We start from the raw sequence: 24,193 nt of genomic DNA on the forward strand, positions 1-24,193 counted from the left end.
GCTGCCCAGGGTTTACATGAAGACCATGTAAACCGCTGCCGCCACGATAAAGCGATAAATCGCGAACGAGACGAAAGAGATACGCTTAATCAGCTCAAGGAAGGCTTTGATCGCAATCAGCGCCACGATAAACGCCGTGACAAAGCCGACGGCGAACATCGGGAAATCCGCCATTGTCAGGAAACCGATGCTCTTGTACATGTCCAGCACGGTCGCACCCATCATCATTGGCACTGCCAGGATGAAGGAGAACTCTGACGCGGCATAACGGCTCACGCCCATCAGCATGCCACCCGAGATGGTTGCACCAGAACGTGAGAAGCCCGGCCACAGTGCTAAGCACTGGAAACAGCCAATCATGAACGCCTGACGATAGGTAATATCATCAACGCCGACGGCTTTCGGCTGTTTTGGCTTGAGGTACTCAGCAGCCAGCAGCAGAACGCCCCCCACCACCAGCGCGTACATCACGTTGATCGGGTTAAACAGCGTTTTAATCTGATCGTGCAGGACCAGACCCACAACCACCGCCGGCACCATACCCAGCAGGATGTGGATCAACGACAGACGGCCGGTGCCGACACCTTCATGTTTAACTTCGCCAAAGTGGATGCCGATCAGGCCAAACAGACGGCGCCAGAACATCACTACCACAGCCAGAATTGATCCTAACTGAATCACAACTTCAAAGGTCTCGGCTTTTTCACCTTCAAAGCCCAGCAGGTGACCCACTATAATCATGTGCCCTGTGGAAGAGACCGGTAAAAATTCGGTCAGCCCTTCCACAACGCCCAGGATTGCAGCTACCCAAAGCTGATGAATATCTGCCATCAAATGTTCCCTCTATCCGTTTCAAACCATTAAAAAGGCGGTAGCGCACTGCTATCGCCTGAAATTATGCCGCTATAAGCCTGAATTAAACCTTAAGGTCTACACCGTTTCGCCTGCTGTAACGAAACGGCACACGCTATGACAGACAGTAATTTGGTTTGGTTTCATTGTGATGGCAATCACATCGTATTTATTTAGGAATAGTCCCGCGCTCAATTCGCACGCCAACCTGCGCCGCCTGGGCTACAGCCCCCGGTTTGCTTACCTTTATTCGCACGCCAGGCGAACTGAAACGGTTCATCAACAGATCCGCGATTTCTTCAGCAACCCGCTCAACCAGGGCAAAACGCCCCCCGTTCAGATGCGTCAGGATCGCCGATGAGACATCCGCATAGCTCAGGCAATCTTTCACATCGTCGCTGCTGGCCGCCAGACGGTTATCCCAGGCCATTTCGACATCGAGCACCAGCTTCTGCTGTATGCCCTGTTCCCAGTCGTAAACGCCAATGGTGGTGAACACCGTGAGTTGTTCTATAAATACGATATCCATGATGAGGGTCTCTGTTTTTGGCTAAGCCGGATACCACTTCCGGCGGATTATGCGTATTATCCACAGTTGATGAGATCAAAACGACCCTAAAGGGAACGGTACGGTGTTATGAGTGCTTTCGCGCTTGGTATGATTATTTTCGCGTATCTTTGCGGCTCGATTTCCAGTGCGATTCTGGTTTGCAAACTCGCTGGCCTGCCCGATCCGCGCACACACGGTTCCGGCAATCCCGGTGCGACCAACGTACTGCGTCTGGGCGGCAAAGCCGCCGCAGCAACCGTATTAGTGTTTGATGTGCTGAAAGGGATGGTGCCGGTCTGGCTGGCCTATCTGATGCACGTCACGCCGCTTTATCTCGGCCTGACCGCCATTGCGGCCTGTCTGGGTCATATCTACCCGGTGTTCTTTCACTTTCGCGGCGGCAAAGGCGTGGCGACTGCATTCGGCGCGATAGCGCCAATTGGCTGGGACTTAACCGGGCTGGTTACCGGGACCTGGCTGTTAACGGTCTTACTCAGCGGCTATTCCTCGCTGGGTGCCATCGTCAGCGCCCTGATCGCGCCCTTTTATGTCTGGTGGTTCAAACCGCAGTTCACGTTCCCGGTCTCCATGCTCTCGTGTCTCATCCTGCTGCGTCATCACGACAATATTCAGCGGCTGTGGCGGGGTCAGGAAGGCAAGATCTGGAAGCGCAAAAAGAAATCTCAACCATAAAAAAAGCCGGCAAGCCGGCTTTTTTCACATCAGATGGCGGGCAGTTCCGCCAGCGGCCAGCGCGGTCGCACGCTGACGCTCAACTCGCCTCGGGTGCCGCCTTTTAACCGCACCATGCCCGCATACGCGATCATCGCACCGTTATCGGTACAGAACTCAGGACGGGCGTAGAACACCTCTCCGCCGCGCTTTTGCATCATGATCGCCATCTGCTCGCGCAGTGTGCGGTTAGCGCTGACACCGCCCGCAATCACCAGACGCTTAAAGCCTGTCTCATCCAGTGCACGCTTGCATTTGATCGACAGCGTATCGACGACTGCATCTTCAAACGCACGGGCGATATCAGCACGGGTCTGATCATCGTCAGGATTGGCGCGAATGGTATTCGCAGCAAAGGTTTTGAGGCCGGAGAAGCTGAAATCCAGGCCCGGACGGTCAGTCATCGGACGCGGGAAGGTAAAGCGTCCCGCTGTGCCCTGCTGCGCCATCTTCGACAGCATTGGCCCACCCGGATAATCCAGACCGAGCAGCTTCGCCGTCTTATCAAAGGCTTCACCCGCGGCATCATCGATCGATTCACCGAGCAGCACATATTCACCGACGCCGGTAACGCTAATCAGCTGAGTATGTCCGCCCGAGACCAGCAGGGCGACAAACGGAAATTCCGGTGGATTCTCTTCCAGCATCGGCGCCAGCAGATGGCCTTCCATATGATGGACCGGCACCGCAGGCACTTTCCACGCAAATGCCAGGGCGCGACCAATGGTGGCACCGACCAGCAGCGCACCAACCAGTCCGGGACCCGCTGTGTAGGCTACGGCATCAATCTGCTGCGGCGCCAGACCGGCCTCTTTCAGTGCGGCCTGAATCAGCGGCACGGTTTTACGCACGTGATCACGTGAGGCCAGTTCCGGTACCACACCGCCATAATCGGCGTGCAGTTTTACCTGGCTGTAGAGCTGGTTAGCCAGTAATCCAGCCTCGTCATCATAAATAGCGATGCCAGTTTCATCGCACGACGTTTCAATACCCAGAATTCGCATTGCATCACCTCATTCTTGCGGCGCGCAGTTTATCACAGCAATAGGATGTGCAGCGCGGACATCCGGCGTAAAAAGTCATTTTCTGTCGGCTAAAGAGTGCGCTATACTCCCGCCCCTGGAAAAACCGGCAGCCGCACAGGCAAACGCTCCTGTTGGTTTCAAATTATCCTTGGTGCTTTACAAACCAACGCGAGTTGGAGTAAAATGCTGCACCATTTTGAAATGTGCTGGCGCCGCAGTCAGCAGCAAAAACCGAATTTTATCGAGGTGAGAGTTACATGCCGGTAATTAAAGTACGTGAAAACGAGCCATTTGACGTAGCACTGCGTCGCTTCAAGCGTTCATGCGAGAAAGCAGGCGTTCTGGCTGAAGTTCGTCGTCGTGAGTTCTATGAAAAACCGACTACCGAACGTAAGCGCGCTAAAGCGTCAGCAGTTAAGCGTCACGCCAAGAAACTGGCTCGCGAAAACGCACGCCGCACTCGTCTGTACTAAGTCGTTCCGGAGGTTCGCCTCCACCGCGTGATTCACGCAGACAGAGTCAAGTAAAAGGCCGTGCTTTCCGAAAGGAAGCGCGGCTTGTCGCCGTTTATGAGCTGAAAATCTGGGGCGTATGGCTGGACGAATTCCACGCGTATTTATCAACGATTTACTTGCCCGCACGGATATCGTGGATCTTATCGATGCCCGCGTTAAGCTGAAAAAGCAGGGTAAGAATTTCCATGCGTGCTGTCCTTTCCATAATGAAAAAACGCCCTCTTTCACCGTAAACGGCGAAAAACAGTTCTATCACTGTTTCGGCTGTGGTGCACACGGCAATGCTATCGACTTTTTAATGAACTTTGATCGTCTGGAGTTCGTTGAAAGTATTGAAGAGCTCGCCACTTCCCACGGTTTAGACGTGCCTTACGAAGCAGGCAGCGGGCCCAGCCAGATGGAACGCCATCAGCGCCAGAGCCTGTATCAGCTGATGGAGAACCTGAACGGTTTTTATCAGCAGGGCCTGCAGCAATCCAGTGCGCAGCCAGCACGCGACTATCTTGATCGTCGTGGTCTGAGCGCCGACATCATCAATCATTTCGCTATAGGTTATGCGCCAGCCGGCTGGGACAACGTTCTCAAACGTTTTGGCAAGCAATCGGAAGACCGCGAGTCATTGATGGAAGCGGGCATGCTGGTCAGCAATGACAAAGGCCGTACCTATGACCGGTTTCGCGACCGCGTCATGTTTCCGATCCGCGATAAGCGTGGACGCGTCATTGGTTTTGGCGGACGCGTGCTGGGTAACGATACGCCGAAGTATCTCAACTCACCGGAAACACCCATTTTTCATAAAGGCCGTCAGCTCTATGGCCTGTATGAAGCCGTTAAGAACCATCCTGAACCCGCCCGCCTGTTAGTGGTCGAGGGATACATGGACGTGGTTGCGCTGGCGCAGTACGGCATCGATTATGCCGTTGCGTCATTAGGCACCTCAACCACTGCTGAACATATTCAGTTGCTGTTTCGCAGTACCGACACCGTGATCTGCTGTTACGACGGCGACAGAGCGGGTCGTGAAGCGGCCTGGCGTGCGCTCGAGACCGCATTGCCTTACATGAATGATGGTCGTCAGCTACGCTTTATGTTTTTACCCGATGGTGAAGATCCGGATACGCTGGTACGTAAAGAGGGTAAAGTCGCCTTCGAAGCGAGGATGGAGCAGGCGATGCCGCTCTCTTCGTTTTTATTTGATAGCCTGCTGCCGCAGGTGGATCTGAGCTCACGCGATGGAAAAGCGCGCCTGAGCACATTGGCTTTACCGCTGATAACGCAGATCCCCGGTGAGACCTTACGTATTTATATGCGTCAGGAGCTGGGGAATAAACTGGGTATTCTTGACGATAATCAGCTTGAAAAGCTGATGCCGAAGCAGGCCGCAAGCGGAACCGCACCTGTTGCGCCTCCGTTGAAGCGTACCACCATGCGTGTACTGATTGCGTTACTGATTCAGAACCCACAACTGGCCACGATGGTGCCTTCTCTGGATGGGCTGTCTGAGTCAAAAATGCCGGGTTTACCGCTATTTATTGAATTAGTGGGCCGTTGTAATGAGAATCCTGGATTGACCACCGGTCAGCTACTAGAGTTATATCGCGGAACAAATTTTAGTCAGACGCTTGAAACACTGGCGATCTGGAACCACATGATAGTAGATGAAGAAGCCGAAGCGGTGTTTCAGGACTCGCTGGCCAGCATCTATGATGCAGCGCTTGAAGAGCGCCTGGAGTTTTTGATTGCGCGTGAGCGCACTCAGGGACTCAGCGCCGATGAGCGCCGTGAATTCTGGACACTCAGTCAGGCGTTTGCCAGAAAATAACCGTTTTCAGCATGCTGTCCATTCCGAATCATGAAAGGGCAGCCGCACGAATTTTAAGGGTCGGCGTCGATGCCAGTCTGGTTACCGCCAGCGCACAGCTCCCGGAGCGTACTGATGTACGTGAGGAGAGCGAGCACTGCCGGGGAACAGAATGGCGAGTAAGCCAGGCCCTTAGCACAAATTTTAAAGGCCGCAGGCGTCGATGCCAGTCTGGTTACCGCCAGCGCACAGCTCCCGGAGCGTACTGATGTACGTGAGGAGAGCGAGCACTGCCGGGGAACAGAATGGCGAGTAAGCCAGGCCCTTAGCACAGAGTTAACAAGCGGCTTAAGTGCCGATTACTGATGGGCAAAGCCCACGCCGCGACGAAGGCAGCGGCAAGAACTAAACGCCTTCACTGCTTATTGTTGGCGCGCTGCCGACCGACACCAATCTAATTTAACAGAAGTGTGGATACCGTCTTATGGAGCAAAACCCGCAGTCACAGCTCAAGCTTCTTGTCACCCGTGGTAAGGAGCAAGGCTATCTGACCTATGCTGAGGTCAATGACCATCTGCCGGAAGATATCGTCGACTCAGATCAGATCGAAGACATCATCCAGATGATTAACGACATGGGTATTCAGGTGGTTGAAGAAGCCCCGGATGCCGACGATCTGATGCTGAACGAAAACAGCTCCGATACTGATGAAGATGCCGCAGAAGCTGCCGCTCAGGTGTTATCCAGCGTTGAATCTGAAATCGGGCGCACTACCGACCCGGTTCGCATGTATATGCGTGAAATGGGTACCGTTGAACTGCTGACGCGCGAAGGCGAAATCGACATCGCTAAGCGTATTGAAGACGGTATCAACCAGGTTCAGTGTTCAGTCGCCGAATACCCTGAAGCCATTACTTATCTTCTGGATCAGTATGACAAAGTTGAAGCAGGCGAATCACGCCTCTCCGACCTGATCACCGGTTTCGTCGATCCTAACGCAGAAGAAGATATTGCCCCAACGGCAACGCACGTAGGCTCTGAACTTTCTGAAGCCGATCGTAACGACGATGAAGAAGAAGATGAAGAGGATGACGACAGCTCCGACGACGATAACTCAATCGACCCGGAACTGGCGCGCGAGAAGTTTTCTGACCTGCGTAAGCAGTATGAAGCGACCCGCAGCGTGATTAAGAGCAAAGGTCGCAGTCATGCTGCTGCCGTTGCCGAAATCCAGAACCTCTCTGACGTCTTCAAACAGTTCCGCCTGGTACCGAAGCAGTTCGACTACCTGGTAGGCAGCATGCGCACCATGATGGAACGTGTCCGTACTCAGGAACGTCTGATCATGAAGCTCTGTATTGAGCTGTGCAAAATGCCGAAGAAGAACTTCATCACGCTGTTTACCGGCAACGAAACCAACGAAAGCTGGTTCAAAGCCGCTCTGGCGATGAACAAGCCGTGGTCTGAAAAGCTGCTGGAAGTGCAGGATGACGTGATGCGTTCCCTGCAGAAACTGGCACAGGTGGAAGAAGAGACCGGCCTGACCATTGAACAGGTCAAAGATATTAACCGTCGCATGTCGATCGGTGAAGCCAAAGCGCGTCGCGCTAAGAAAGAGATGGTGGAAGCTAACCTGCGTCTGGTTATTTCGATTGCGAAGAAATATACCAACCGTGGTCTGCAGTTCCTCGACCTGATTCAGGAAGGTAATATCGGCCTGATGAAAGCGGTAGATAAGTTTGAATATCGCCGTGGTTACAAGTTCTCGACTTATGCGACCTGGTGGATCCGTCAGGCTATCACCCGCTCTATCGCCGACCAGGCGCGTACCATCCGTATTCCGGTGCATATGATCGAGACAATCAACAAGCTCAACCGTATTTCGCGCCAGATGCTGCAGGAGATGGGCCGCGAACCAACGCCGGAAGAGCTGGCTGAGCGTATGCTGATGCCAGAAGATAAAATCCGCAAAGTGCTGAAAATCGCTAAAGAGCCGATCTCTATGGAGACGCCGATTGGTGATGATGAAGATTCACATCTGGGCGATTTTATCGAAGACACCACGCTGGAGCTGCCGCTGGATTCTGCTACGTCAGAGAGCCTGCGTTCTGCCACCCATGACGTGCTGGCTGGCCTGACCGCGCGCGAAGCGAAAGTGCTGCGCATGCGTTTCGGTATTGATATGAACACGGACCATACGCTGGAAGAAGTGGGCAAACAGTTCGACGTTACGCGTGAGCGTATTCGTCAGATTGAAGCGAAAGCCCTGCGTAAACTGCGCCATCCGAGCCGTTCGGAAGTGCTGCGTAGCTTCCTCGACGATTAAGTCCGACAAAAACCCCGGTTCGCCGGGGTTATTTATGCCTCCCTGTTCGCGCCACTCCCCTGCCCTGCCGGACGTCAGTGACTCTCCGGATGCAGTTCCAGCCAGAGCTGACGATACGCCCCGACCATCTCGTCCAGTGATGCACGATTCAGTCCGCTGGGATTCGGCAACACCCACACCTGGGTTTTCCCCATACATATCGGCTGTTTGCCCCATTCGACTTTGCTCTGTTTAAAAGCACGACGGAATGCATCCTTACCCAGAATGGCCAGCGCGGCGGGTTGATAATCCAGAACCTTCTCCATCAGGCGTTTACCGCCATCCCGCAGCTCATCAGGCGCAAGCTCATTTGCCTGCACAGTTGGCCGTTCTACCAGCATGGTGATGCCGCAGCCAGTTTCCGTCAGGCGCTGCTCCTCTTCCGGCTTCAACTGCTGCCGGGTGAATCCCGCCAGATGAATAACCTTCCAGAACCGGTTTCCGGGATGCGCAAAGTGAAATCCCTGATGGGCCGTTGACTGACCTGGATTGATGCCGCAGAACAGCACATCAAGATCGGAGCTGATAATGTCGCGGATAGCATGCTCACTCATGCCGCCACCTCCAGCGTACGCTGCTTAAGCGCGTCGCGACTGCGTTGCAGCATCTGACTGGCCCGCTCAGCATCCGGACAGGCCCGTGCCAGCGCCAGTGCGCCCACCATCTCTGCCAGCATGCTGGAGGCCAGCGCTTCCACATCCGGCAATCTCAGCTCACGCAGTATCTGCACCAGACCGGCATGCATCGTATTGAAGCCCTGGGCGAAGATCTGCCGTGTCGGCTGTGGAAGATGGGCCACTTCGCTCACCAGTGCCGCCAGCGGACAGCCCTGAGCCGGTGCATTGCGATGCGCCTCGGAAAGATAGCTATCAATAAAATCAGCCAGCTGCGTTGCTGGTTGGGTCACGGATTTAGCAGGCCTGAAGGTATCAGATTCAGCAAACATATGTTTCAGCACCTCCTCAACCAGCTCCTCGCGTGACGCAAAATGTGCATAGAAGCCGCCATGTGTCAGGCCAACCCGCTTCATCAGCGCCGCCACTCCAATCCCTTCAGTGCCGGTTTCACGCATCACGCTGGCCGCCTCATCAAGGATACGCTGGCGGGTCTGCATCTTGCTGCTCTGCTTCTCCATCTCATCTCCTGCGGTTTTAACTGCATGGCTTCTGGCTATTATAGTAATTATTACACTCATCATATTCCAGCTTGACGAATCATATGATGGTCGTCATATTGATAACCGTTATGACGACCATCATACGAGGAAGCAAACATGTCACAATCAGGCACAGCATTAATCACAGGCGCATCCAGCGGTATCGGTGCAACGTACGCAAAACGACTGGCAGCACGCGGTTATGACCTCATCCTGGTCGCACGGGATCAGGCACGACTCACCACACTGGCTGATGCGCTGACACAACAGCACGATATCCGGGTAACCGTGATGAAGGCTGACTTAACGCATGAGCAGGACCTGCAGCGCGTGGAGTCAGAGCTCGCAAACAACGCACAGATTACGCTGCTGCTGAACAACGCAGGCATGGGTGTCGAAAGCGAGTTTCTGGAGGCGGACATCACACGCATCAACAGCATGCTGGCGTTAAATATTCTGGCACCGACGCGTCTGGCACAGGCGGCTGGCCGGGCATTTAAAGCACGCGGTCACGGCATTATTATCAATATCGCCTCGGTGCTGTCGCTGGTGCATGAGATGTTCAATGGCGCCTATAACGCCACTAAGTCTTATGTGCTGACCCTGACGCGCGCCATGCAGCGTGAACTTGCGGAGAGCGGTGTGCAGGTACAGGCGGTGTTACCCGGCGCAACCCGTACAGAGATTTTTGATCGCGCAGGCCAGTCTATTAATGAAATCCCGGCTGAAATGCTGATGGACGTTGATGAGATGGTGGACGCCGCGCTGGCCGGACTCGACAGCAAGGAGACGGTAACTATTCCGGCGCTGGAAGATCTGCAGATGTGGCACGACTACGATCAGGCACGTGGCGCCATGGTTCCCCATCTTTCAAGGAATCGATCAGCATCCCGCTACCGTCAGGGCTGAGTCAGTCATCTGCCATAGCACCTGACATCGGGTTTTACTTAAGGCACGGGGAAGCATTATCCGTGCCGATTTGCGACTACTGCGCCAGGCGTTGCCAGATTTGTTATATAAATCAGCAGGTAAATCGCTGCTGCTTATTTCAGCAACCGGTAGCTGAGTGCTGGATCGTCCTGAAGAGATACTTTATAATCCCCGCTCCGCTGGCCCCTTAGCTCAGTGGTTAGAGCAGGCGACTCATAATCGCTTGGTCGCTGGTTCAAACCCAGCAGGGGCCACCAAATTTAACTAGACATATCATGCAGTTAAGCCATCTTCCATAAGGTGGATTTTTGTTTCCATTATTTTACTGTCCCTTTTTTTCCCCCCCAGTAATGGACGTGCATGTAGTTGAATCCCTCGCCGCCCCCATATACCATGCCTAGCAACGAATAATTAATAAAAGAAAAGAGTATGCTTTCGCTTAGTAACGTTCATATTTTTGCTGTGAATGCGGTCCAAGCAGTCGCTGATAATTTTAAATGGCCAATCGGGTACGGTCGGCTTAATGAGCAGGATATTGCCCTATTGAAGAGTGGCGCTTTCGGGTCTTTAGACTGGAGGTGGGCGATAGAGACTTATGGCGAACCATTAATCGATGTAAGTAATGGCGTCCTAGACGTATCAATGAAAATTGTTGATGCGCCTGACGCGGTCTTAGGTGGGGTGATTCTTTGCCAGCTTGATTTTCGCAGAACTAGGCTTAACGTATGCATGATGGAAAATTTCCAGAAACATAGTAAAGGCCCTATATCTGGTAAGGTTTGGCTGTCCGCGATGATCTATGCTCACACTCTTGCCAAAGCTACTAAGATGGAAGAAATTTACATCCTCAACCCAACAGATGATAACTTGTCTCGGTATCGTAGCTCCGGATTCTACGAAGATGTAACTTGTGTACCTCATCTTTCAGCATCTATCGAAACTATCGAAGCAAGTATTGAAGCCTCAATAGTCGCTTTAAGAACTTCCAGAAGCATCAAGATTTGATAATAGTAAAATATTATCTTATAGTGACGACATCGTCAGGTACTCATATGAATGCCTAACATCACTACTTACTCCCCGTTAGGGTTAAAATACTAAGGTAAGTTATGAATACTCAAGAGATTAGCTTCGATGTTACGGAAACTCTCTCGTTGATAGCCGAAGCCACATCGTTTTGGCAAAAGTTCAATGTACAAGATGTTGAAGCTTTAAGTTGTTCTGCAATGGACCAATCTGGTCAGCCGCATGAACCTAAAGCAGCATAAAACCCCGCCCTGCGGGGTTTTTTACTCCCTTTCCTAACACTCATAAGCACCTAGTCAAGCCTCTTTTTCTTTCTTCTAGATCGTATCGCAAGTGTGTTTTCTCTAAATTTTATGAACATAAAATTGCGCCATTGAGTGAAAAACGTCGCATTTCTCCGCCCTCTTGCCAATATCAATACTGCGTATAATAACAGTGTTTTTCTTGCTGTGTTTTTCAGTTCTGCAAAAAGTCCCGAAACCTCTGCAGCCCTTGGCCTGTCTGGAATTGCTGCTTGGTCACAAACAACCTACAGAGATCCGCCTGAGATCCGGAAGGCGACCAAAAAAAATAATATCCTTAAAATTCAGTTAGATGAATTTAAGACGAGATCCACTTTAGATCCTCAAAACAGAAAAGCGCTGAAATCCTTTTCAATCTTTTCAGTTGGCGAAATCCGATAGAACCCCAGCCCCGGCGCGGTCTGGCCATGCCCTTTGTAAAAAAATAAAACTGAAAAAATTTTATGATGCAAAACCTGCAGGCGGGTGCGGTGTAGCGCCGATTTTGTCTGCGCGACGATTATTTTGCCGGGGCTGACGCGCAGCCAGTGCCGCGCTGTGCGGATGATCTGTTTATGGTTGTCGTGCGTGATGGGCGCGCCTGTGCGTGGCGTGGCGTGCGTCTGAGGCGTTCTGGTGACGTGCAATAAAAAACCCGCTGCGATAGCGGGTTAGTGTGCTGGCTTACTTGCCGATGACGGGGGAATATTTCGAACTGAGCGCGGCGGCCTGCTGGCCACTCTGCGCGATGGCACTGCTGTTCGTGGGCTGGCCGGTTGACGGGTGCGTGTGGCTGGCCAGCTGTTCTGCCAGTTGCTGCACAAGGGCCACGGTATCAAGCATCAGCTGGGCCACGTTAATCTTCTCCGAACCAATCCACACCACCGGCGCGATAATCTCCTGACGCGTCCCGGCAATGCTCTGGCGCAGCTGGCCAATTTTTTCAGTTAGTGCCTGACCGACTTTTATCGCCACGCTGCCGGTGACGTCCGTTTCCGTATCACCGCCCACTGTAATCAGCTGGCTCTGCTGTGCGGCCACGCTGTAACTGCCGGTGGTTACGTGCTGAATTGCCCCGGCCATCAGTGACGACGTGCCGATCACCGTGGTTTTGTCCGTGGCTTTGACAGTCGTTTCCCTGCTGACCAGTTCTCGCGTTTCCGTATCGGCTTTAACTTCACGACTCATCGATGTTTCACGGATGGCCTGATCGGTCTGGCGCTCCCAGTCTCCCGCCTGCGTTACGCGCTGTGATACTTCCGCGCGCTGCTGCTGCAGCTGTTCGCCCGGCTTCACGTCCGGCAGGCTGGTCCCTTCCGGCATGGTCTGGCGCACAAACGGCTTGTCTGGACGTCCGCCGGTGAACCCGACCTCAACCAGCGTCCCCTCTGGCGGAAACTGAAACATCCCCGAATCATTACCGGCCATCGGAACGGGCAGCGGCACGGCAGGATAAACCGGCGTGCTGCCGTCCGGATTGCCGTCAGCGTCCAGCAGTTGCAGATCGACGGCATAGCGCGGCCTGAATGGGTCAGCAAAGTTTCCGCTTTTAACCGCCTCAGACGGGGCAACAACACGCGCCATTTTAGGCAGGTGCAGACCGCTGGCCAGCTCCGGATAATGGCTTTCAACCTGCCGCTGTACGGGTGTTTTCTGCAACGGCTGGCCTGTTGTGCGGTTTCGCGGCGTCCAGGTGATAATTCTGTGTTATATGGCGATACTTCTGTGAAGGAGTTCCGTTATGGTCAGGCCTTAGGGAAGGTAAATCATATTATTGTAATTGTGTGGCAGCTGACAAAACGGGGAACTTTATCACCTGCTGTGAGCAATCAGAAAAGCCAGCGCCCTGCACGGGCTGACTCAATAAACATTCTTATGGTCAGTGGCTCTTTATCCTGTTTTACATTTTTGCGTGAGAACAGCGAGGAGGTTTTCCAGGGGAAATAAACGACAAGATTGAAGCCTGCGGGCTGCACATCAAAGTCATTAAAAAACTTTTTCGCCATTTCAGCGATATCATCCGCCTCGAACTGTTCCTGCAGAATGTCATCGTCGCCGACTTCAATTTTCTTCAACAGAAACGTCGTCACCAGCGGCAGCTCACGCAGAATAAATTCGCGCACTGCATCAGGGGTTGCTGTCATATTATTCACCAGATTTTATCCTCCGGTCGCACAATCAGGTTATAGCGATGGACAGTGTGGAAACTAATTTGTGCAACATCGTTTGCCAGAATCAACCATCCGACAACAGGCACGGCTCTGCCTACAAATGCCCCCAGATTATTTACCCAAAAAATCTTCAGCCCACGCAGGCTGAAAGATTTGGCGGTCAGCGTTGGCAGAATGCGGCGCCGGAATTTGTAAGAAAGGTGTTTGCGGAAAAAGAGCGACGCAACGGAAGTACCGGGGGTTGCCGTGTTAGGTTTCCCTGGTACGTCGATATTATTGTTGCCCAGAATTAGTCCCGCAACGGCCAAAATATCCTGAACGCCTAGTTGCTTTTGTGTCTCATCAATAAGTATCCAGAACAGCAACTCCTGCGGCGTCAGATTAGGCAATTGGTTGAAATAATACGTACCATCCAGTTGCTCTGTTGTATCCATACCTGCTGATCCCTTTCGTTAAATGGTTAGCGAATTTTACTTTACCATCTGTGTGACAGGTTGTTAATCCATTGCCAGTTCGCCCGTCAGGCGGGCTTTTCGGGCCAACTGATATGCGGCGTGGCTAACACATTGGTGATCTGCACTGCCCATACGTACTTCATCCAGGCGGTGAGCGCGGCCATAATATCAAGTTTTTGAGCAAGTCGTTGCCCGCTCAGAGAAAGGCATAGCATGGCGATAGGTAAATTACCCACTGGGGAATGGCAGACTCAGGTTTTCCCGAACGGCCGAGACGGTAAGAGAATACGCCGCCAGTTCGCCATCAAAGGCGAAGCGCAATCTTTTAAGAAGTTCGTAAAAGATCAGCGTCAGGACAAGCCTTGGCTGGGTGAGAAAACAGATAAGCGCCGGATAATTGAGCTGGTTGAATTGTGGTTCAACACGCATGGCATCACCTTGGCGGATGGTGAGAAGCGGCGAACTACGATGGCGTTCGCCTGCGAAGCGATGGGAAATCCACTCGCTACCGAGTTCAACGCGAAGATTTTTGCGTCCTACAGCGAGCAGCTATTAAGCGGGAAGATCACCCGCTCCAATCGAGTAAAGACGGTTACGCCGCGCACGGTAAATCTAGAGCTGGCATATTTCAGGGCGATGTTTAATGAACTGCGGCGGTTAGATGAATGGGCCGCACCGAACCCGTTAGAGAACGTGCGCGAGTTTAAAATCAGTGAATCAGAGATGGCCTATCTCACCATTGATGAGATACGCACGTTACTTGCCGAATGTGAGAGTAGCCGTTCTAAGGATTTAACGACAGTCGTTAAAATTTGCCTTGCTACTGGAGCACGCTGGAGTGAAGCAGAAGGTTTGAAAGGGAACCAGATTCGTGCGGGTCAGATAATCTACGTAAAAACTAAAGGCAAGAAAAACCGTGCAGTGCCGATCACTGAGAAGTTGCAGGCTGAGTTGCCATTAAGCAGAAAGGCGCAGCCACTCTTTTCTACGTGCTATTCAGCTTTTAGAAAGGCAATGCAGCGCGCAGGCATTGAGACACCTGCCGGACAGCTAACGCATGTTTTACGCCACACTTTTGCTTCTCATTTCATGATGAATGGTGGCAATATCCTTGTGCTTCAACGGATATTGGGACATACGGATATTAAGGTAACGATGCGATACGCACACTTTGCACCAGACCATTTGTCTGAAGCGATGTTGTTAAATCCTTTGAATAGAATGGAATTGTGATGAAAATGGAATGCCATAATAATGAACTGAGCTTAGAAGATCTACTATGCCTAAAGGTATTCAGTGAGACCTTCGAAGTAATCGGTTTGGATGATTTCATTAAAGCAATAACAAATTGGGCAGAAAGAGAGATTATAGCTGGAGAAGAATCAGACACACTCCTGATTCTGGCATCATTGAATCTCGAACCCACACCAGACCGCCATGATGTAGAAAAATACCTACGCATTTATCAACGTGAAAAAAACATTCAAAATCCAGACATTTATTACAGCGCGTTAGTTTGGCTCAGGAGGGAGATAAGTTATTTAATAACAGATTCATCATCCAATGAGATAGAAAAAAGGTTGGCGTTTTTTACTCACTACTTTTCGGATTATCCGCCAAGAGCTTTCGCCAGAATAACGAATTTAATTTCTAATTTTTATTGGGAGCTTTACGACGAAGCAGTACCCGTTTTTAACTCCAGAGCTTCAGAGATGAGTGAACATCAACTGATCACTTACGTGAGAACACGTTTACGACCTTTCTATCGAATTCTTAGTAACCGTGATTGGTTACGGATTTTAGTTGACTAGTTTTCAAAATAATTGGCAGCAGAGCGCAATGCTATTAAACGCTTTCTGTCTCTATTCGGCCTAAAGAAAATATAAAAATCAGTAAGTTACTGATTTAACTCACTTCGAATTGGGACTCATAATACCCTGGTCGCTGGTTCAAACCCAGCAGGGGCCACCAAATTTAGTGATAAAAAAAACATATACTTAAGCCGCTCGTTGAAGCGGCTTTTTTGTTACTGGCTTTTCGAGTGGCGGCAAAGTGGCGATGCATTTTCACTGCCATGGGAAATCCTCAACTGATTATCCTGAGCAGCCCGAATCAAGACCGTGAATTGCAGAGCCTTCTGCGAGTCTTTATCATCAATGGCACGGCTGGCGCCACACAGCAGAATCAGTAGACGGTTTCAAAGAGTCCACCACGCATCAATAATGGCTGAAGCCGGAAACAGCGACCCGGTTTCTCACCTGTAACTAACCCTCAACGCCTCTCATAAATCCGGCCCATTAAATATTAGCTTCATGTTAAAGTCATTGGCATTGCCTGACTCGAACAAGTGAGCAACAGCTATGCATCAGATTTTCGAAATACTCTCAGAGTTATTTAGCGCGTGGCCTGTCATGTCGGGAAAGCGAAAGGAGAAGAAGCCCGCCAAGGACACCAGGAAGATCTCAGGTCTTGCCTACGAACCTTTATGCAAGATAACGCCCGACCAAAAAAGAAATGATGTGCCGCACAAAGATGAGAGCAACTGAGAAAACGTACTCATCCTCATATTTGCTGGTGTGAACACAAGCGAGACTGGCAGAAGCTATCTTCCACGCTGACCGTTTTACCTCAGCTCACAGTTTTCATCCTCTCAAGCGGCACCGCGAATCGTCAGCGATAGTCCTGAATGTGGCGTCATCGCCACATCGCAGATCATTATCCCGAAAGCGCCCGCAACACCATACTGGGTAAGGTACGACAACGGGTTGTGATATTCTCCAGCCAAACCTGGCGATATCCCGCATTGCCCTCTGCCTGATCGTCAGATTTAGTCATCTCTCATCCTTTCTGATCTGCAACCGCTCTTCATCCGAAGTTATCCCTGCGACCTGTCGATAACGTATGGAGAAAAGGTAGCTGCGATTAAAACAGCCTGACGAGGCAATTACTGTCGCCAGCATTTAGATTTCAGGTAATTTAACCCGCGCAAACCCCATGCTATCTTGTGGTTTTGATTTTTTCAGTGGGCAAAACAGATGACAAAGTTGCGGGTAGGGATAGTGTTTGGCGGGAAGTCGGCCGAGCATGAGGTGTCGTTGCAGTCGGCCAAAAATATCCTTGAGGCGATCGACAAAACCAGGTTTGACGTGGTGTTGCTGGGCATCGACAAACAGGGACACTGGCGTCTGAATGATGCGTCCAATTTCTTACTTAACGCTGAAAATCCGGCGCTGATCGCACTGAATCACGCCGCTGAAGATGTGGCGCTGGTGCCGGGCAAGACGCAGCAGCAAATCATCACCCGTCACAACGCCCATCCACTGTCGCAAATCGACGTTATCTTCCCGATTGTTCACGGTACGCTGGGTGAAGATGGTTCTCTGCAGGGTCTGCTGCGTATGGCCTCTTTACCGTTCGTCGGTTCCGATGTGCTGGGTTCTGCGGTGAGCATGGATAAAGATTTCACCAAACGCCTGCTACGCGATGCCGGCCTCAACGTCGCGCCGTGGCTGAGCGTCACTCAGGCACAACGCGCCCATCTGGATCCAGAGGCCGTGATTGCCCGCTTTGGACTGCCGCTATTTATCAAACCCGCCAACCAGGGTTCTTCAGTGGGCGTGAGCAAAGTAGATAGCATTGAAGAGTTTGATGCCGCGCTGGCACTGGCTTTCTCCTTTGACCGCAAAGTACTGATTGAACAGGGGATAAAAGGTCGGGAGATTGAGTGCGCGGTGCTGGGCAACGATGCACCTGAAGCCAGCCCCTGCGGCGAAGTGGTGGTGCATGACGCCTTCTACTCGTATGACACCAAATATATTTCTGAGAACGGAGCACAGACGGTGGTCCCGGCGGCCATCGCAGCGGAAACCAGCGATGCGATTCGTGATGTCGCCATCAAGGCCTTTACCGCGCTGGAGTGCTTTGGCATGGCGCGCGTCGATGTGTTCCTGACTGACGACGGCGAAATTATCGTCAATGAAGTGAATACCCTGCCCGGCTTTACCAATATCAGCATGTACCCGAAACTGTGGCAGGCGGCCGGGCTCAGCTATCAGGATCTGATCAGCCGTCTGATCGACCTGGCGATTGAACGCCACCAGCAGGCCAGCACGCTGAAAAGCAGCGTCAGCTGACCCGCCCCGGCGGCGTGGCGTTATGCTACGTCGCTGGAGATACCGCAATAGTTGACGGGTGAGGTCTGATTACGGCCATTGCGCTTCGAGAGATAGAGGTTTTTATCCGCCGCCGAAATGAGCCGGTTAATCACACGGTGCCACTCCGTCGCTTCTCCGGCACTGCTATGCGCCAGCCCCAGGCTGACGGTCACGGTAGCCGTACTGCCCTGTAGCCAGAATTTCTCTTTCGCCATCTTCTGCCGGATGCTCTCGGCGAGAAAATAAAGCTTTGCGGGATTCTGGTCGAACAGCACCACCACAAATTCCTCTCCGCCAAACCGGCAGACGCGTCCCTCTTTACCGATAACCTGCTGCATCCGGCGAGCGATCTCTTCCAGCACGCTGTCTCCCGCGTCATGACCAAAATTATCATTAATCGCTTTGAAGTAGTCGACATCCAACAGAATCACACCCACCTTACGATCCGGGAAAATAGGCTCCGCACGCAGGCTTTCATATAAGCCGGAACGCGACAGCAGCCGGGTCAGGAAATCGTAATTCGCGCGCAGCGCGAGCCGTTGATTCAGCTGGCGAATAGCATCCATGCTCGCGGCCACGATCAGCGGGCTAATTGCGATAGTCGCCACACCCAGCCGCGCCGAGGTCAGGTGGCTGACGGGCAGAAGGGTATCATCGCCCTGAATGTTCATTACGCCGTGCGAAACCAGAATGATTTCGACAATACCGCTCAGCAGAATCACCAGGCTGGTCAGCGGCATCGGCAACACGATGGCACACCACACCAGCGCCGGAACCGGTAACGTCAGGCTACCTGCGCCACCCATTATTGCCCCAATCATCATCGAAAAGATCAGAGCGATAACGGGTGCCAGCTTGCGCAGCTGCAAAAACTGGCGGGCTGACAGCGACGACCAGTCACGCGTCAGCAAAAACGGCAGCACCATGAGCCCGGTAGAGAACTGCTCACTAAACCACTCACCCCAGGCCATCGCCAGACCGACAGTGAAATCAGCCTGCTGTGCCAGTGCCCCCCAGCTGGCACAGGCTAACGCGGCCAGCAGGCAGGCGGGGAAAATACGTAACACATTGATAATACGCTCCCTTCCGGAATCATTCTGACGATGCTTTATCAGCAGCGTAACCGCTATCAGCACAAACAGAAGATTCGCCAGGTTCAGCGTGAAGGCAGAAAGCGCCCAGCCTGAAAAAACAGTGTCGTTAAACACCATGCCAGCAAACGTAGCCAGGTAATAGCGGGTCTGATGCAGATAAGGATTTCGGACGATAACGCCAGTGACGATCGCGTTGACTGGCCAGAACAGTGACAGCTCCTGTGGGATGCGCAGGTGTCCGCCGATAAAGCAAAATAACAACGTCACTAAAAACAGCGAAAATGCGTTCTTCTTAGCGTTGTGCTCTTCAAACAGCTGCATGCGCATACATCCGGACCTTGTCGCAGAGAGGCTGGCTGTCCACGTCAGCCTGCACAGGCGCGTGGTGTCAGAATGATTAAATCCTGGATACTCTCACTGTCATCCGGCGGTCAACCGCCCTTCCTGGGCTGACTCCGCAAAGTGACCCTGAAGAGTCTAACCCCATCAGATGACAGTAAAAATTGGGGACTTATTATGCCTCGCAAATAAAAAAATCGGATATCCGAGATATCCGATTTTTGCCTCTCAAACGACTTTACCGTTGCGTTTATCGCTATTTTACCGCAACCGGCCACTGACTCAGGCGAATGCCGCGTTTATCAGCGTTATCGCCAAAATCTTTCAGCACCGCTTTGACGTCGGGATCGATATATTCCGCATTGTCGTTATCAACGATGACCACGCTGTTCTCTGGGATCTCATCCAGCAATCCCTGGAGCCTGGGATTATGCATAAAGGTCAGGTTCTGCTGAAAGCGCAGCACATAGTGGTCATCATAGCGGGTGAGCTGCAGTGCGTTGCGATGACTCTTGTAGATGCTATAGAGGATCTGGGTGGCGATACCGATGCCAATACCGACCAGCATACCCAGCGTGATAATCCCAACGATGGTGGCCAGAAACGGCACGTACTGCTGCGCGCCCATCCGGAACTGCTCAACGAACAGTCGCGGTGTCGCCAGTTTATAACCGGTATAGAGCAGTACGGCAGCGAGGCTGGCCAGCGGAATGGCATTCAGCATCTCGCTAAACCACATGCCGCAAATCAGCAGCAGTACACCGTGAATGAAAATCGACAATTTGGTCTGCGCGCCCGCGCTGACGTTCACTGAACTGCGCACAATCACCGCCGTGATCGGCATCGCGCCAAGGAAACCGGCCACCAGGTTACCGATACCCTGCGCGAACATCTCTTTGTTGGGCGACGGCGCGGGCGTCTGAGGACGCAGTTTTTTCAGCGCCTCCTGGCTCAGCAGAGTTTCCAGACTGGCGACCAGGGCTAAGGTCACCGCAACCACCCAGACCTGCGGATTCTGCCAGGCCATCCAGTCAGGCGTTTCCAGCTCCGCCACCAGCGCAGAGACGCTGTCAAAAGCGGGCAGCGAAATGCGAGCCAGACCCTGCGTCATCTCAGGAAACAGCCTCCCACCCATCACGGTAGCCAGGCAGCCGATGAGCACGGCAATCAGCGGGCCGGGGATCCAGGCCAGCGCCTTGATCCGTTTCACCGGTGCGGTGGTCCAGAGACATAAAATGGCCAGACCAACACCTGCTACCACGATGGCGGGCAGCGAGAAGGTCATCTCGCCGGTCACCAGCGACACCAGCTCCGCATCGCCAGCGGCACCCAGTGCCACCGGGATCTGCTGCATGATGAGCAGCAAACCAATCGCGGCCAGCATCCCTTTGATAACGCTGCCCGGCACCAGCGAAATAAACCGTCCGGCACGCAGCAGACCAAACAGGCATTGCAGCGCCCCGGCAATAATCAGTGCGGTGAGAAACGCGGAGAAGCTGCCTAGCGACGCCATTGAGGCGACCACGATAGTGACCAGGCCCGCTGCCGGGCCACTGACGGCAAATCGGGATGGACTCAGCGACGTCACGACCAGACCGCCAATCACACCCGTCAGCAGACCGGCAAACGGCGGTAATCCGCTGGCCTGTGCGATGCCAAGACAGAGCGGTAAGGCGACCAGAAACACCACCAGACCCGCCGGAATATCGCGACGCAGGGTATCGAGGTTCATAATGAAGGTTCCTCTGCAGATTGATGAATCAGTTCTTTGAGATGACCGGAGCGCAGGTCATAAACACAACCAAACACCTCCAGTTCCTGGCCCGATTGCCAGATTTGCCGGACCGGTTCAGATTTCACCAGTCTGGCGAATTGCGCCTTCACGTTGGCCTCAACCAGCCGATCAAGCTGTTCACCCGGCGCCACGTCTGAGGCCGGGCTTTCTGCCAGCCCCTGCTGAATGTCATTTCGCAGCGTCTGAATACGTCTCGCCAGCGCGCTTTCCTGTCCGTCCAGCACGCTGCCCGGCAGGTTTTGCGCGGCTTCTACGCCGCCACAGCCATAGTGGCCGCTAAGGACAATGCGTTTCACACCGAGAAAGAAGAGCGCGTATTGCAGTACGCTCAGCAAATTGTCGTCGTCCTCAATCACCATATTGGCGATATTACGATGTACAAAGAGTTCGCCAGGATGGGAGCCGGTTAATACCTCAGCCGGAACGCGACTATCAGAGCAACCTATCCAGAGTGAGTGCGGCTTTTGCTGATGAAGGAATTTTTTAAAATAATCCGGATTACGCTGGCGGCGCTGCAAGGCCCAACTGCGATTTTTCGCTAATAAGGGTTTAAGTGTCGTCACAATCATCTTCTCTCTACTACCGGGATGTCGCATCCTGGCTAACCACAACATGTGTCGGCACACAAATAAAGCATGAGCCGCCAGGGAAATAAGAACTGAATCACAGAAAAAGGTTATAGACGCTAACCATTCCCAATGCACGGGCAATATTTCACAACGCTTTGTTCTCACGGGTTTTGTCAGTTTGCCGTCAGTAAGAGTCAGGGTTACGTAAATTTAATTAAGCAGCAAAGATGAAAAGGAATCACCAGAATTAATTTTTAATAGATTAAAATCATGATTTTAGAAAATTAACTAAAGTTAATGCTGACAAATAAATACAAGCACTAACAAAGGGGTTTTTCAGCACCATACCAGCCAGCGTTCATTTCACCAGGAATCCTCTTAATTAAAAAATTAACCATTAGCACAATCAACCGGCTTAATGGGTATAAGCCAGTCAGATATACCTGTATTGAGTTAAGAAGGGAGCAAGAGATGATTAATTTAATTTGCAGGAAAATAGTGACGACAGTAAGTAAATAAGGACCAATAATAAACAGAGCCTGAACGAGCAGGCTCTTTTTCTTGACGAATTATTTACCGTTCCAGCTCTGCAGACGTGATTCACGCACCGACAACTGCTGTTCCGGGGTCAGCTTATTGTAGTTTTCCGCCATTCCGCTCTCCCAGTCGCCGTAGAGTGGATTAGGTAACACGATAAACTGCGTCCCGAACTGCTGATGATTAAGATTCACGAAATCGCGACGCGTCTGATTCCCTTTATGCCAGGTCGCCCCACCAAAATCGTTGAGGTTATCGCCGACGTAAAGCACCACGTTATAGCCCGCATTTTTGATGGCATCGAAACGTGCCTGCTTATTGGAGCTGTCGGTATTCAGACGTACCGTTTTATCGCTGACGTCAGGGAAGCCGAGCTGCTGCATATTGGCGACCGTGGCAGCGTAATCTTTCTGATCGCGGTTCGACACATAAAACAGCGTGCCGCCATTTTCTGTCACATGACGCGCGAACTCAACCGCGCCCGGCACCGCTTTCGCCTGACGCGCCTGCGTCCAGGCTGACCAGGTTTTGCTGCTGAACGGCTGGCCGTTTTTCGCCTGCCACGCGCTGTAGGCGCTGTTATCCAGCATGGTTTCATCCAGATCGACAATCACCGCTTTGGGTTTGCCGGTCAGCGACGGTGCCTGATCAAATGCCATGCGCGCGGTGTTAAACGCCTGCCAGGTCAGCGCCTGATATTCGCCAGACTGCTGGAACCAGTTTACAGCCATCACCGATTGCTGACCGAGTTGCTGTTGCGCGGTCTGATGTGTCGACGAGGCGCAGCCGGTCAGGAGCAGCGCGACCAGTCCGGATGCTGCGAGTTTTGCGGAGGTTTTCATCATTTCATCCTTAAGGTGAGAAAGGTCTGAGGAGAAGCTTCAAAAATGTAGCAGTTAACGTAAGCTGTTGGCAGCCCAACGCACGCTGTTATAACAGGAGATTCTTATGGCCGTGATCCCGCGCTCGCCGTTGCTCGATTCGCTGGAGTGGCTCGATTATGCGTTTCAGCCAGCCGGTGAGCCACCTCCCGCCGATGCCGCCTATGGACATCAGCGCCACAGCGCAACCGTGGTCACCGATAGTGAGAACATTCCGCCCAAAAGCTGTGAGTCCGATGGCGTGATCGGCAGCGGAATGCGACCGGTAGCGGTCTACACCGCCGATTGTCTGCCGGTGCTGTTCGCCGACCGCCAACAGCGGATCGTGGCGGCGGTGCATGCCGGACTTAAGGGCACACTGGCGGGTGTGCTGACCCGCGCCGTGGAAAAACTGGGCGAGCAGGGCTGCAACCCGCAGGATCTGGTGGTGGCGATTGGCCCGGCGATGGGCCCCTGCTGCTATGAGCTGGCCGAACCGCAGCTGGCGGAGATTGCGCAGAACCCAGCGTTTGCCAGCGGGCTACGCTGGCACCGGAATCAACCGGTAAACCCACAAGCACAACGTCCACAGGCCGCAGCCCATCAGCAGGGTGTCTGGTTCGATCTGCCCGCACTGGCGACGCAGCTGCTGGTCAACGCGGGTGTGCCGGCCGCGCAGATCGACAACGTTAATGTCTGCACCTATTGCATGGCCGAGAGCGGTTCCAGCTACCGCTTCAATACCCACCATAGCAGCGGCTATCGCTCGCGCTATTCGTGGATCCGGCGGCGTTAACGGTTTCAGAGCCAGAAACATTAAAAGCCACGCACGCCACGGATGGCCGTGTTGCCTAAGGCCCGGGTTCCCTGCGCACGCTCGCCCTGCTCACCTGCCGATGTTTATGATTTCACTCACACCCTGACATTCTTTCACTTTTTTTTAATGCAGAAGTGGCTAGAGTAAACTCATCCGACCACTTTGCTGT

23 protein-coding genes, 1 tRNA gene and 1 pseudogene are annotated in these 24,193 nt (G+C 52.7%); 12 read left to right on the plus strand and 13 right to left on the minus strand.

What is annotated here, in order from left to right; all coding sequences use genetic code 11:
* Positions 1-12 precede the first annotated feature (12 nt).
* Positions 13-831, minus strand: a complete 819-nt coding sequence (bacA, locus tag H7K52_RS13210; RefSeq protein ID WP_003848438.1) for an undecaprenyl-diphosphate phosphatase — start codon at positions 829-831, stop codon at positions 13-15.
* Positions 832-1,021: 190 nt separating this feature from the next.
* Complete coding sequence (gene folB, locus H7K52_RS13215) at positions 1,022-1,381, minus strand: bifunctional dihydroneopterin aldolase/7,8-dihydroneopterin epimerase (RefSeq protein ID WP_003848437.1); 360 nt, start codon at positions 1,379-1,381, stop codon at positions 1,022-1,024.
* A gap of 108 nt (positions 1,382-1,489) precedes the next feature.
* On the opposite strand from folB, the gene plsY reads away from it, so the two are divergent.
* Positions 1,490-2,095, plus strand: a complete 606-nt coding sequence (gene plsY / locus H7K52_RS13220) for a glycerol-3-phosphate 1-O-acyltransferase PlsY (protein WP_003848436.1) — start codon at positions 1,490-1,492, stop codon at positions 2,093-2,095.
* 29 nt (positions 2,096-2,124) lie between these two features.
* Here the strand turns inward: plsY and tsaD are convergent, their stop codons facing one another.
* Entirely contained in the window at positions 2,125-3,138 is a 1,014-nt protein-coding gene (gene tsaD / locus H7K52_RS13225) for a tRNA (adenosine(37)-N6)-threonylcarbamoyltransferase complex transferase subunit TsaD (RefSeq protein WP_003848434.1), read from the minus strand.
* Between the two features lie 278 nt (positions 3,139-3,416).
* Here tsaD and rpsU point away from each other — a divergent pair, with 278 nt between their 5' ends.
* The 3 genes from rpsU (at position 3,417) to rpoD (ending at position 7,801) form a co-directional block, all read left to right on the plus strand.
* The gene (rpsU, locus tag H7K52_RS13230) at positions 3,417-3,632 is read left to right on the plus strand and encodes a 30S ribosomal protein S21 (protein WP_001144069.1); all 216 of its coding nucleotides are present in this window, start codon (positions 3,417-3,419) and stop codon (positions 3,630-3,632) included.
* 118 nt (positions 3,633-3,750) lie between these two features.
* On the plus strand, positions 3,751-5,496 hold the full coding sequence (dnaG, locus tag H7K52_RS13235) for a DNA primase (RefSeq protein ID WP_039659379.1): 1,746 nt from the start codon (positions 3,751-3,753) through the stop codon (positions 5,494-5,496).
* Between the two features lie 463 nt (positions 5,497-5,959).
* The gene (rpoD, locus tag H7K52_RS13240; RefSeq protein WP_003848431.1) at positions 5,960-7,801 is read left to right on the plus strand and encodes an RNA polymerase sigma factor RpoD; all 1,842 of its coding nucleotides are present in this window, start codon (positions 5,960-5,962) and stop codon (positions 7,799-7,801) included.
* 74 nt (positions 7,802-7,875) lie between these two features.
* Here rpoD and mug read toward each other — a convergent pair whose 3' ends face one another.
* Both mug and H7K52_RS13250 read right to left on the minus strand, forming a co-directional pair.
* Positions 7,876-8,394 (minus strand): G/U mismatch-specific DNA glycosylase, encoded by a 519-nt coding sequence (gene mug, locus H7K52_RS13245; protein WP_003848430.1) that lies wholly within the window; start codon positions 8,392-8,394, stop codon positions 7,876-7,878.
* On the minus strand, positions 8,391-8,975 hold the full coding sequence (locus H7K52_RS13250) for a TetR/AcrR family transcriptional regulator (RefSeq protein ID WP_182630120.1): 585 nt from the start codon (positions 8,973-8,975) through the stop codon (positions 8,391-8,393). The genes mug and H7K52_RS13250 overlap by 4 nt, the downstream gene beginning before the upstream one ends.
* 138 nt (positions 8,976-9,113) lie before the next feature.
* Here H7K52_RS13250 and H7K52_RS13255 point away from each other — a divergent pair, with 138 nt between their 5' ends.
* The 4 genes from H7K52_RS13255 to H7K52_RS13270 all read left to right on the plus strand — a co-directional run bounded on the left by H7K52_RS13255 (position 9,114) and on the right by H7K52_RS13270 (position 11,194).
* Positions 9,114-9,905: an SDR family NAD(P)-dependent oxidoreductase gene (locus H7K52_RS13255; protein ID WP_182630121.1), complete on the plus strand. Its 792-nt coding sequence runs from the start codon at positions 9,114-9,116 to the stop codon at positions 9,903-9,905.
* A 202-nt stretch (positions 9,906-10,107) separates the two neighbouring features.
* A tRNA-Ile gene (locus H7K52_RS13260) sits at positions 10,108-10,183 on the plus strand.
* A 172-nt stretch (positions 10,184-10,355) separates the two neighbouring features.
* Positions 10,356-10,931: a hypothetical protein gene (locus H7K52_RS13265; protein WP_008925746.1), complete on the plus strand. Its 576-nt coding sequence runs from the start codon at positions 10,356-10,358 to the stop codon at positions 10,929-10,931.
* A 104-nt stretch (positions 10,932-11,035) separates the two neighbouring features.
* On the plus strand, positions 11,036-11,194 hold the full coding sequence (locus H7K52_RS13270; RefSeq protein WP_182630122.1) for a hypothetical protein: 159 nt from the start codon (positions 11,036-11,038) through the stop codon (positions 11,192-11,194).
* 723 nt (positions 11,195-11,917) lie between these two features.
* Here the strand turns inward: H7K52_RS13270 and H7K52_RS13275 are convergent.
* The 4 genes and pseudogenes from H7K52_RS13275 to H7K52_RS13290 form a co-directional block, all read right to left on the minus strand.
* A pseudogene (locus H7K52_RS13275) lies at positions 11,918-12,931 on the minus strand (hypothetical protein); the annotation flags it as partial.
* Between the two features lie 131 nt (positions 12,932-13,062).
* Positions 13,063-13,386, minus strand: a complete 324-nt coding sequence (locus tag H7K52_RS13280; protein ID WP_008925748.1) for a DUF1493 family protein — start codon at positions 13,384-13,386, stop codon at positions 13,063-13,065.
* The gene (locus H7K52_RS13285) at positions 13,383-13,838 is read right to left on the minus strand and encodes an STM2901 family protein (RefSeq protein WP_140915509.1); all 456 of its coding nucleotides are present in this window, start codon (positions 13,836-13,838) and stop codon (positions 13,383-13,385) included. The genes H7K52_RS13280 and H7K52_RS13285 overlap by 4 nt, the downstream gene beginning before the upstream one ends.
* An 86-nt stretch (positions 13,839-13,924) precedes the next feature.
* Complete coding sequence (locus H7K52_RS13290; protein ID WP_140915511.1) at positions 13,925-14,074, minus strand: tail fiber assembly protein; 150 nt, start codon at positions 14,072-14,074, stop codon at positions 13,925-13,927.
* On the opposite strand from H7K52_RS13290, the gene H7K52_RS13295 reads away from it, so the two are divergent.
* The 3 genes from H7K52_RS13295 to ddlA all read left to right on the plus strand — a co-directional run bounded on the left by H7K52_RS13295 (position 14,073) and on the right by ddlA (position 17,992).
* Positions 14,073-15,092 carry a phage integrase gene (locus tag H7K52_RS13295; RefSeq protein WP_182630123.1) on the plus strand — a complete coding sequence of 340 codons (1,020 nt, stop codon included), beginning with the start codon at positions 14,073-14,075 and terminating at the stop codon, positions 15,090-15,092. The two genes, H7K52_RS13290 and H7K52_RS13295, sit on opposite strands and share 2 nt — an antisense overlap.
* Positions 15,092-15,670, plus strand: a complete 579-nt coding sequence (locus H7K52_RS13300; RefSeq protein ID WP_154926753.1) for a hypothetical protein — start codon at positions 15,092-15,094, stop codon at positions 15,668-15,670. The genes H7K52_RS13295 and H7K52_RS13300 overlap by 1 nt, the downstream gene beginning before the upstream one ends.
* A gap of 1,224 nt (positions 15,671-16,894) precedes the next feature.
* A complete protein-coding gene (gene ddlA / locus H7K52_RS13305; protein WP_078804990.1) occupies positions 16,895-17,992 on the plus strand; it encodes a D-alanine--D-alanine ligase in 1,098 nt (365 codons plus the stop codon).
* A 20-nt stretch (positions 17,993-18,012) separates the two neighbouring features.
* Here ddlA and H7K52_RS13310 read toward each other — a convergent pair whose 3' ends face one another.
* From H7K52_RS13310 to H7K52_RS13325, 4 genes are all read right to left on the minus strand, one after another.
* A complete protein-coding gene (locus H7K52_RS13310) occupies positions 18,013-19,434 on the minus strand; it encodes a GGDEF domain-containing protein (RefSeq protein ID WP_008925754.1) in 1,422 nt (473 codons plus the stop codon).
* A gap of 268 nt (positions 19,435-19,702) precedes the next feature.
* A complete protein-coding gene (locus tag H7K52_RS13315; RefSeq protein WP_008925755.1) occupies positions 19,703-21,178 on the minus strand; it encodes a SulP family inorganic anion transporter in 1,476 nt (491 codons plus the stop codon).
* Positions 21,175-21,810 carry a carbonic anhydrase gene (locus tag H7K52_RS13320; protein ID WP_008925756.1) on the minus strand — a complete coding sequence of 212 codons (636 nt, stop codon included), beginning with the start codon at positions 21,808-21,810 and terminating at the stop codon, positions 21,175-21,177. The genes H7K52_RS13315 and H7K52_RS13320 overlap by 4 nt, the downstream gene beginning before the upstream one ends.
* A 569-nt stretch (positions 21,811-22,379) precedes the next feature.
* Positions 22,380-23,189: a 5'-nucleotidase, lipoprotein e(P4) family gene (locus H7K52_RS13325; RefSeq protein WP_182630148.1), complete on the minus strand. Its 810-nt coding sequence runs from the start codon at positions 23,187-23,189 to the stop codon at positions 22,380-22,382.
* A gap of 106 nt (positions 23,190-23,295) precedes the next feature.
* Between H7K52_RS13325 and H7K52_RS13330 the strand changes: the two genes are divergently transcribed.
* On the plus strand, positions 23,296-24,003 hold the full coding sequence (locus H7K52_RS13330; protein ID WP_008925758.1) for a purine nucleoside phosphorylase YfiH/LACC1 family protein: 708 nt from the start codon (positions 23,296-23,298) through the stop codon (positions 24,001-24,003).
* The last annotated feature ends 190 nt before the right edge of the window (positions 24,004-24,193 follow it).

Origin of the sequence: Pantoea hericii, assembly GCF_014155795.1 — a bacterium.
In the GTDB taxonomy this organism is placed as follows: domain Bacteria; phylum Pseudomonadota; class Gammaproteobacteria; order Enterobacterales; family Enterobacteriaceae; genus Pantoea; species Pantoea eucalypti.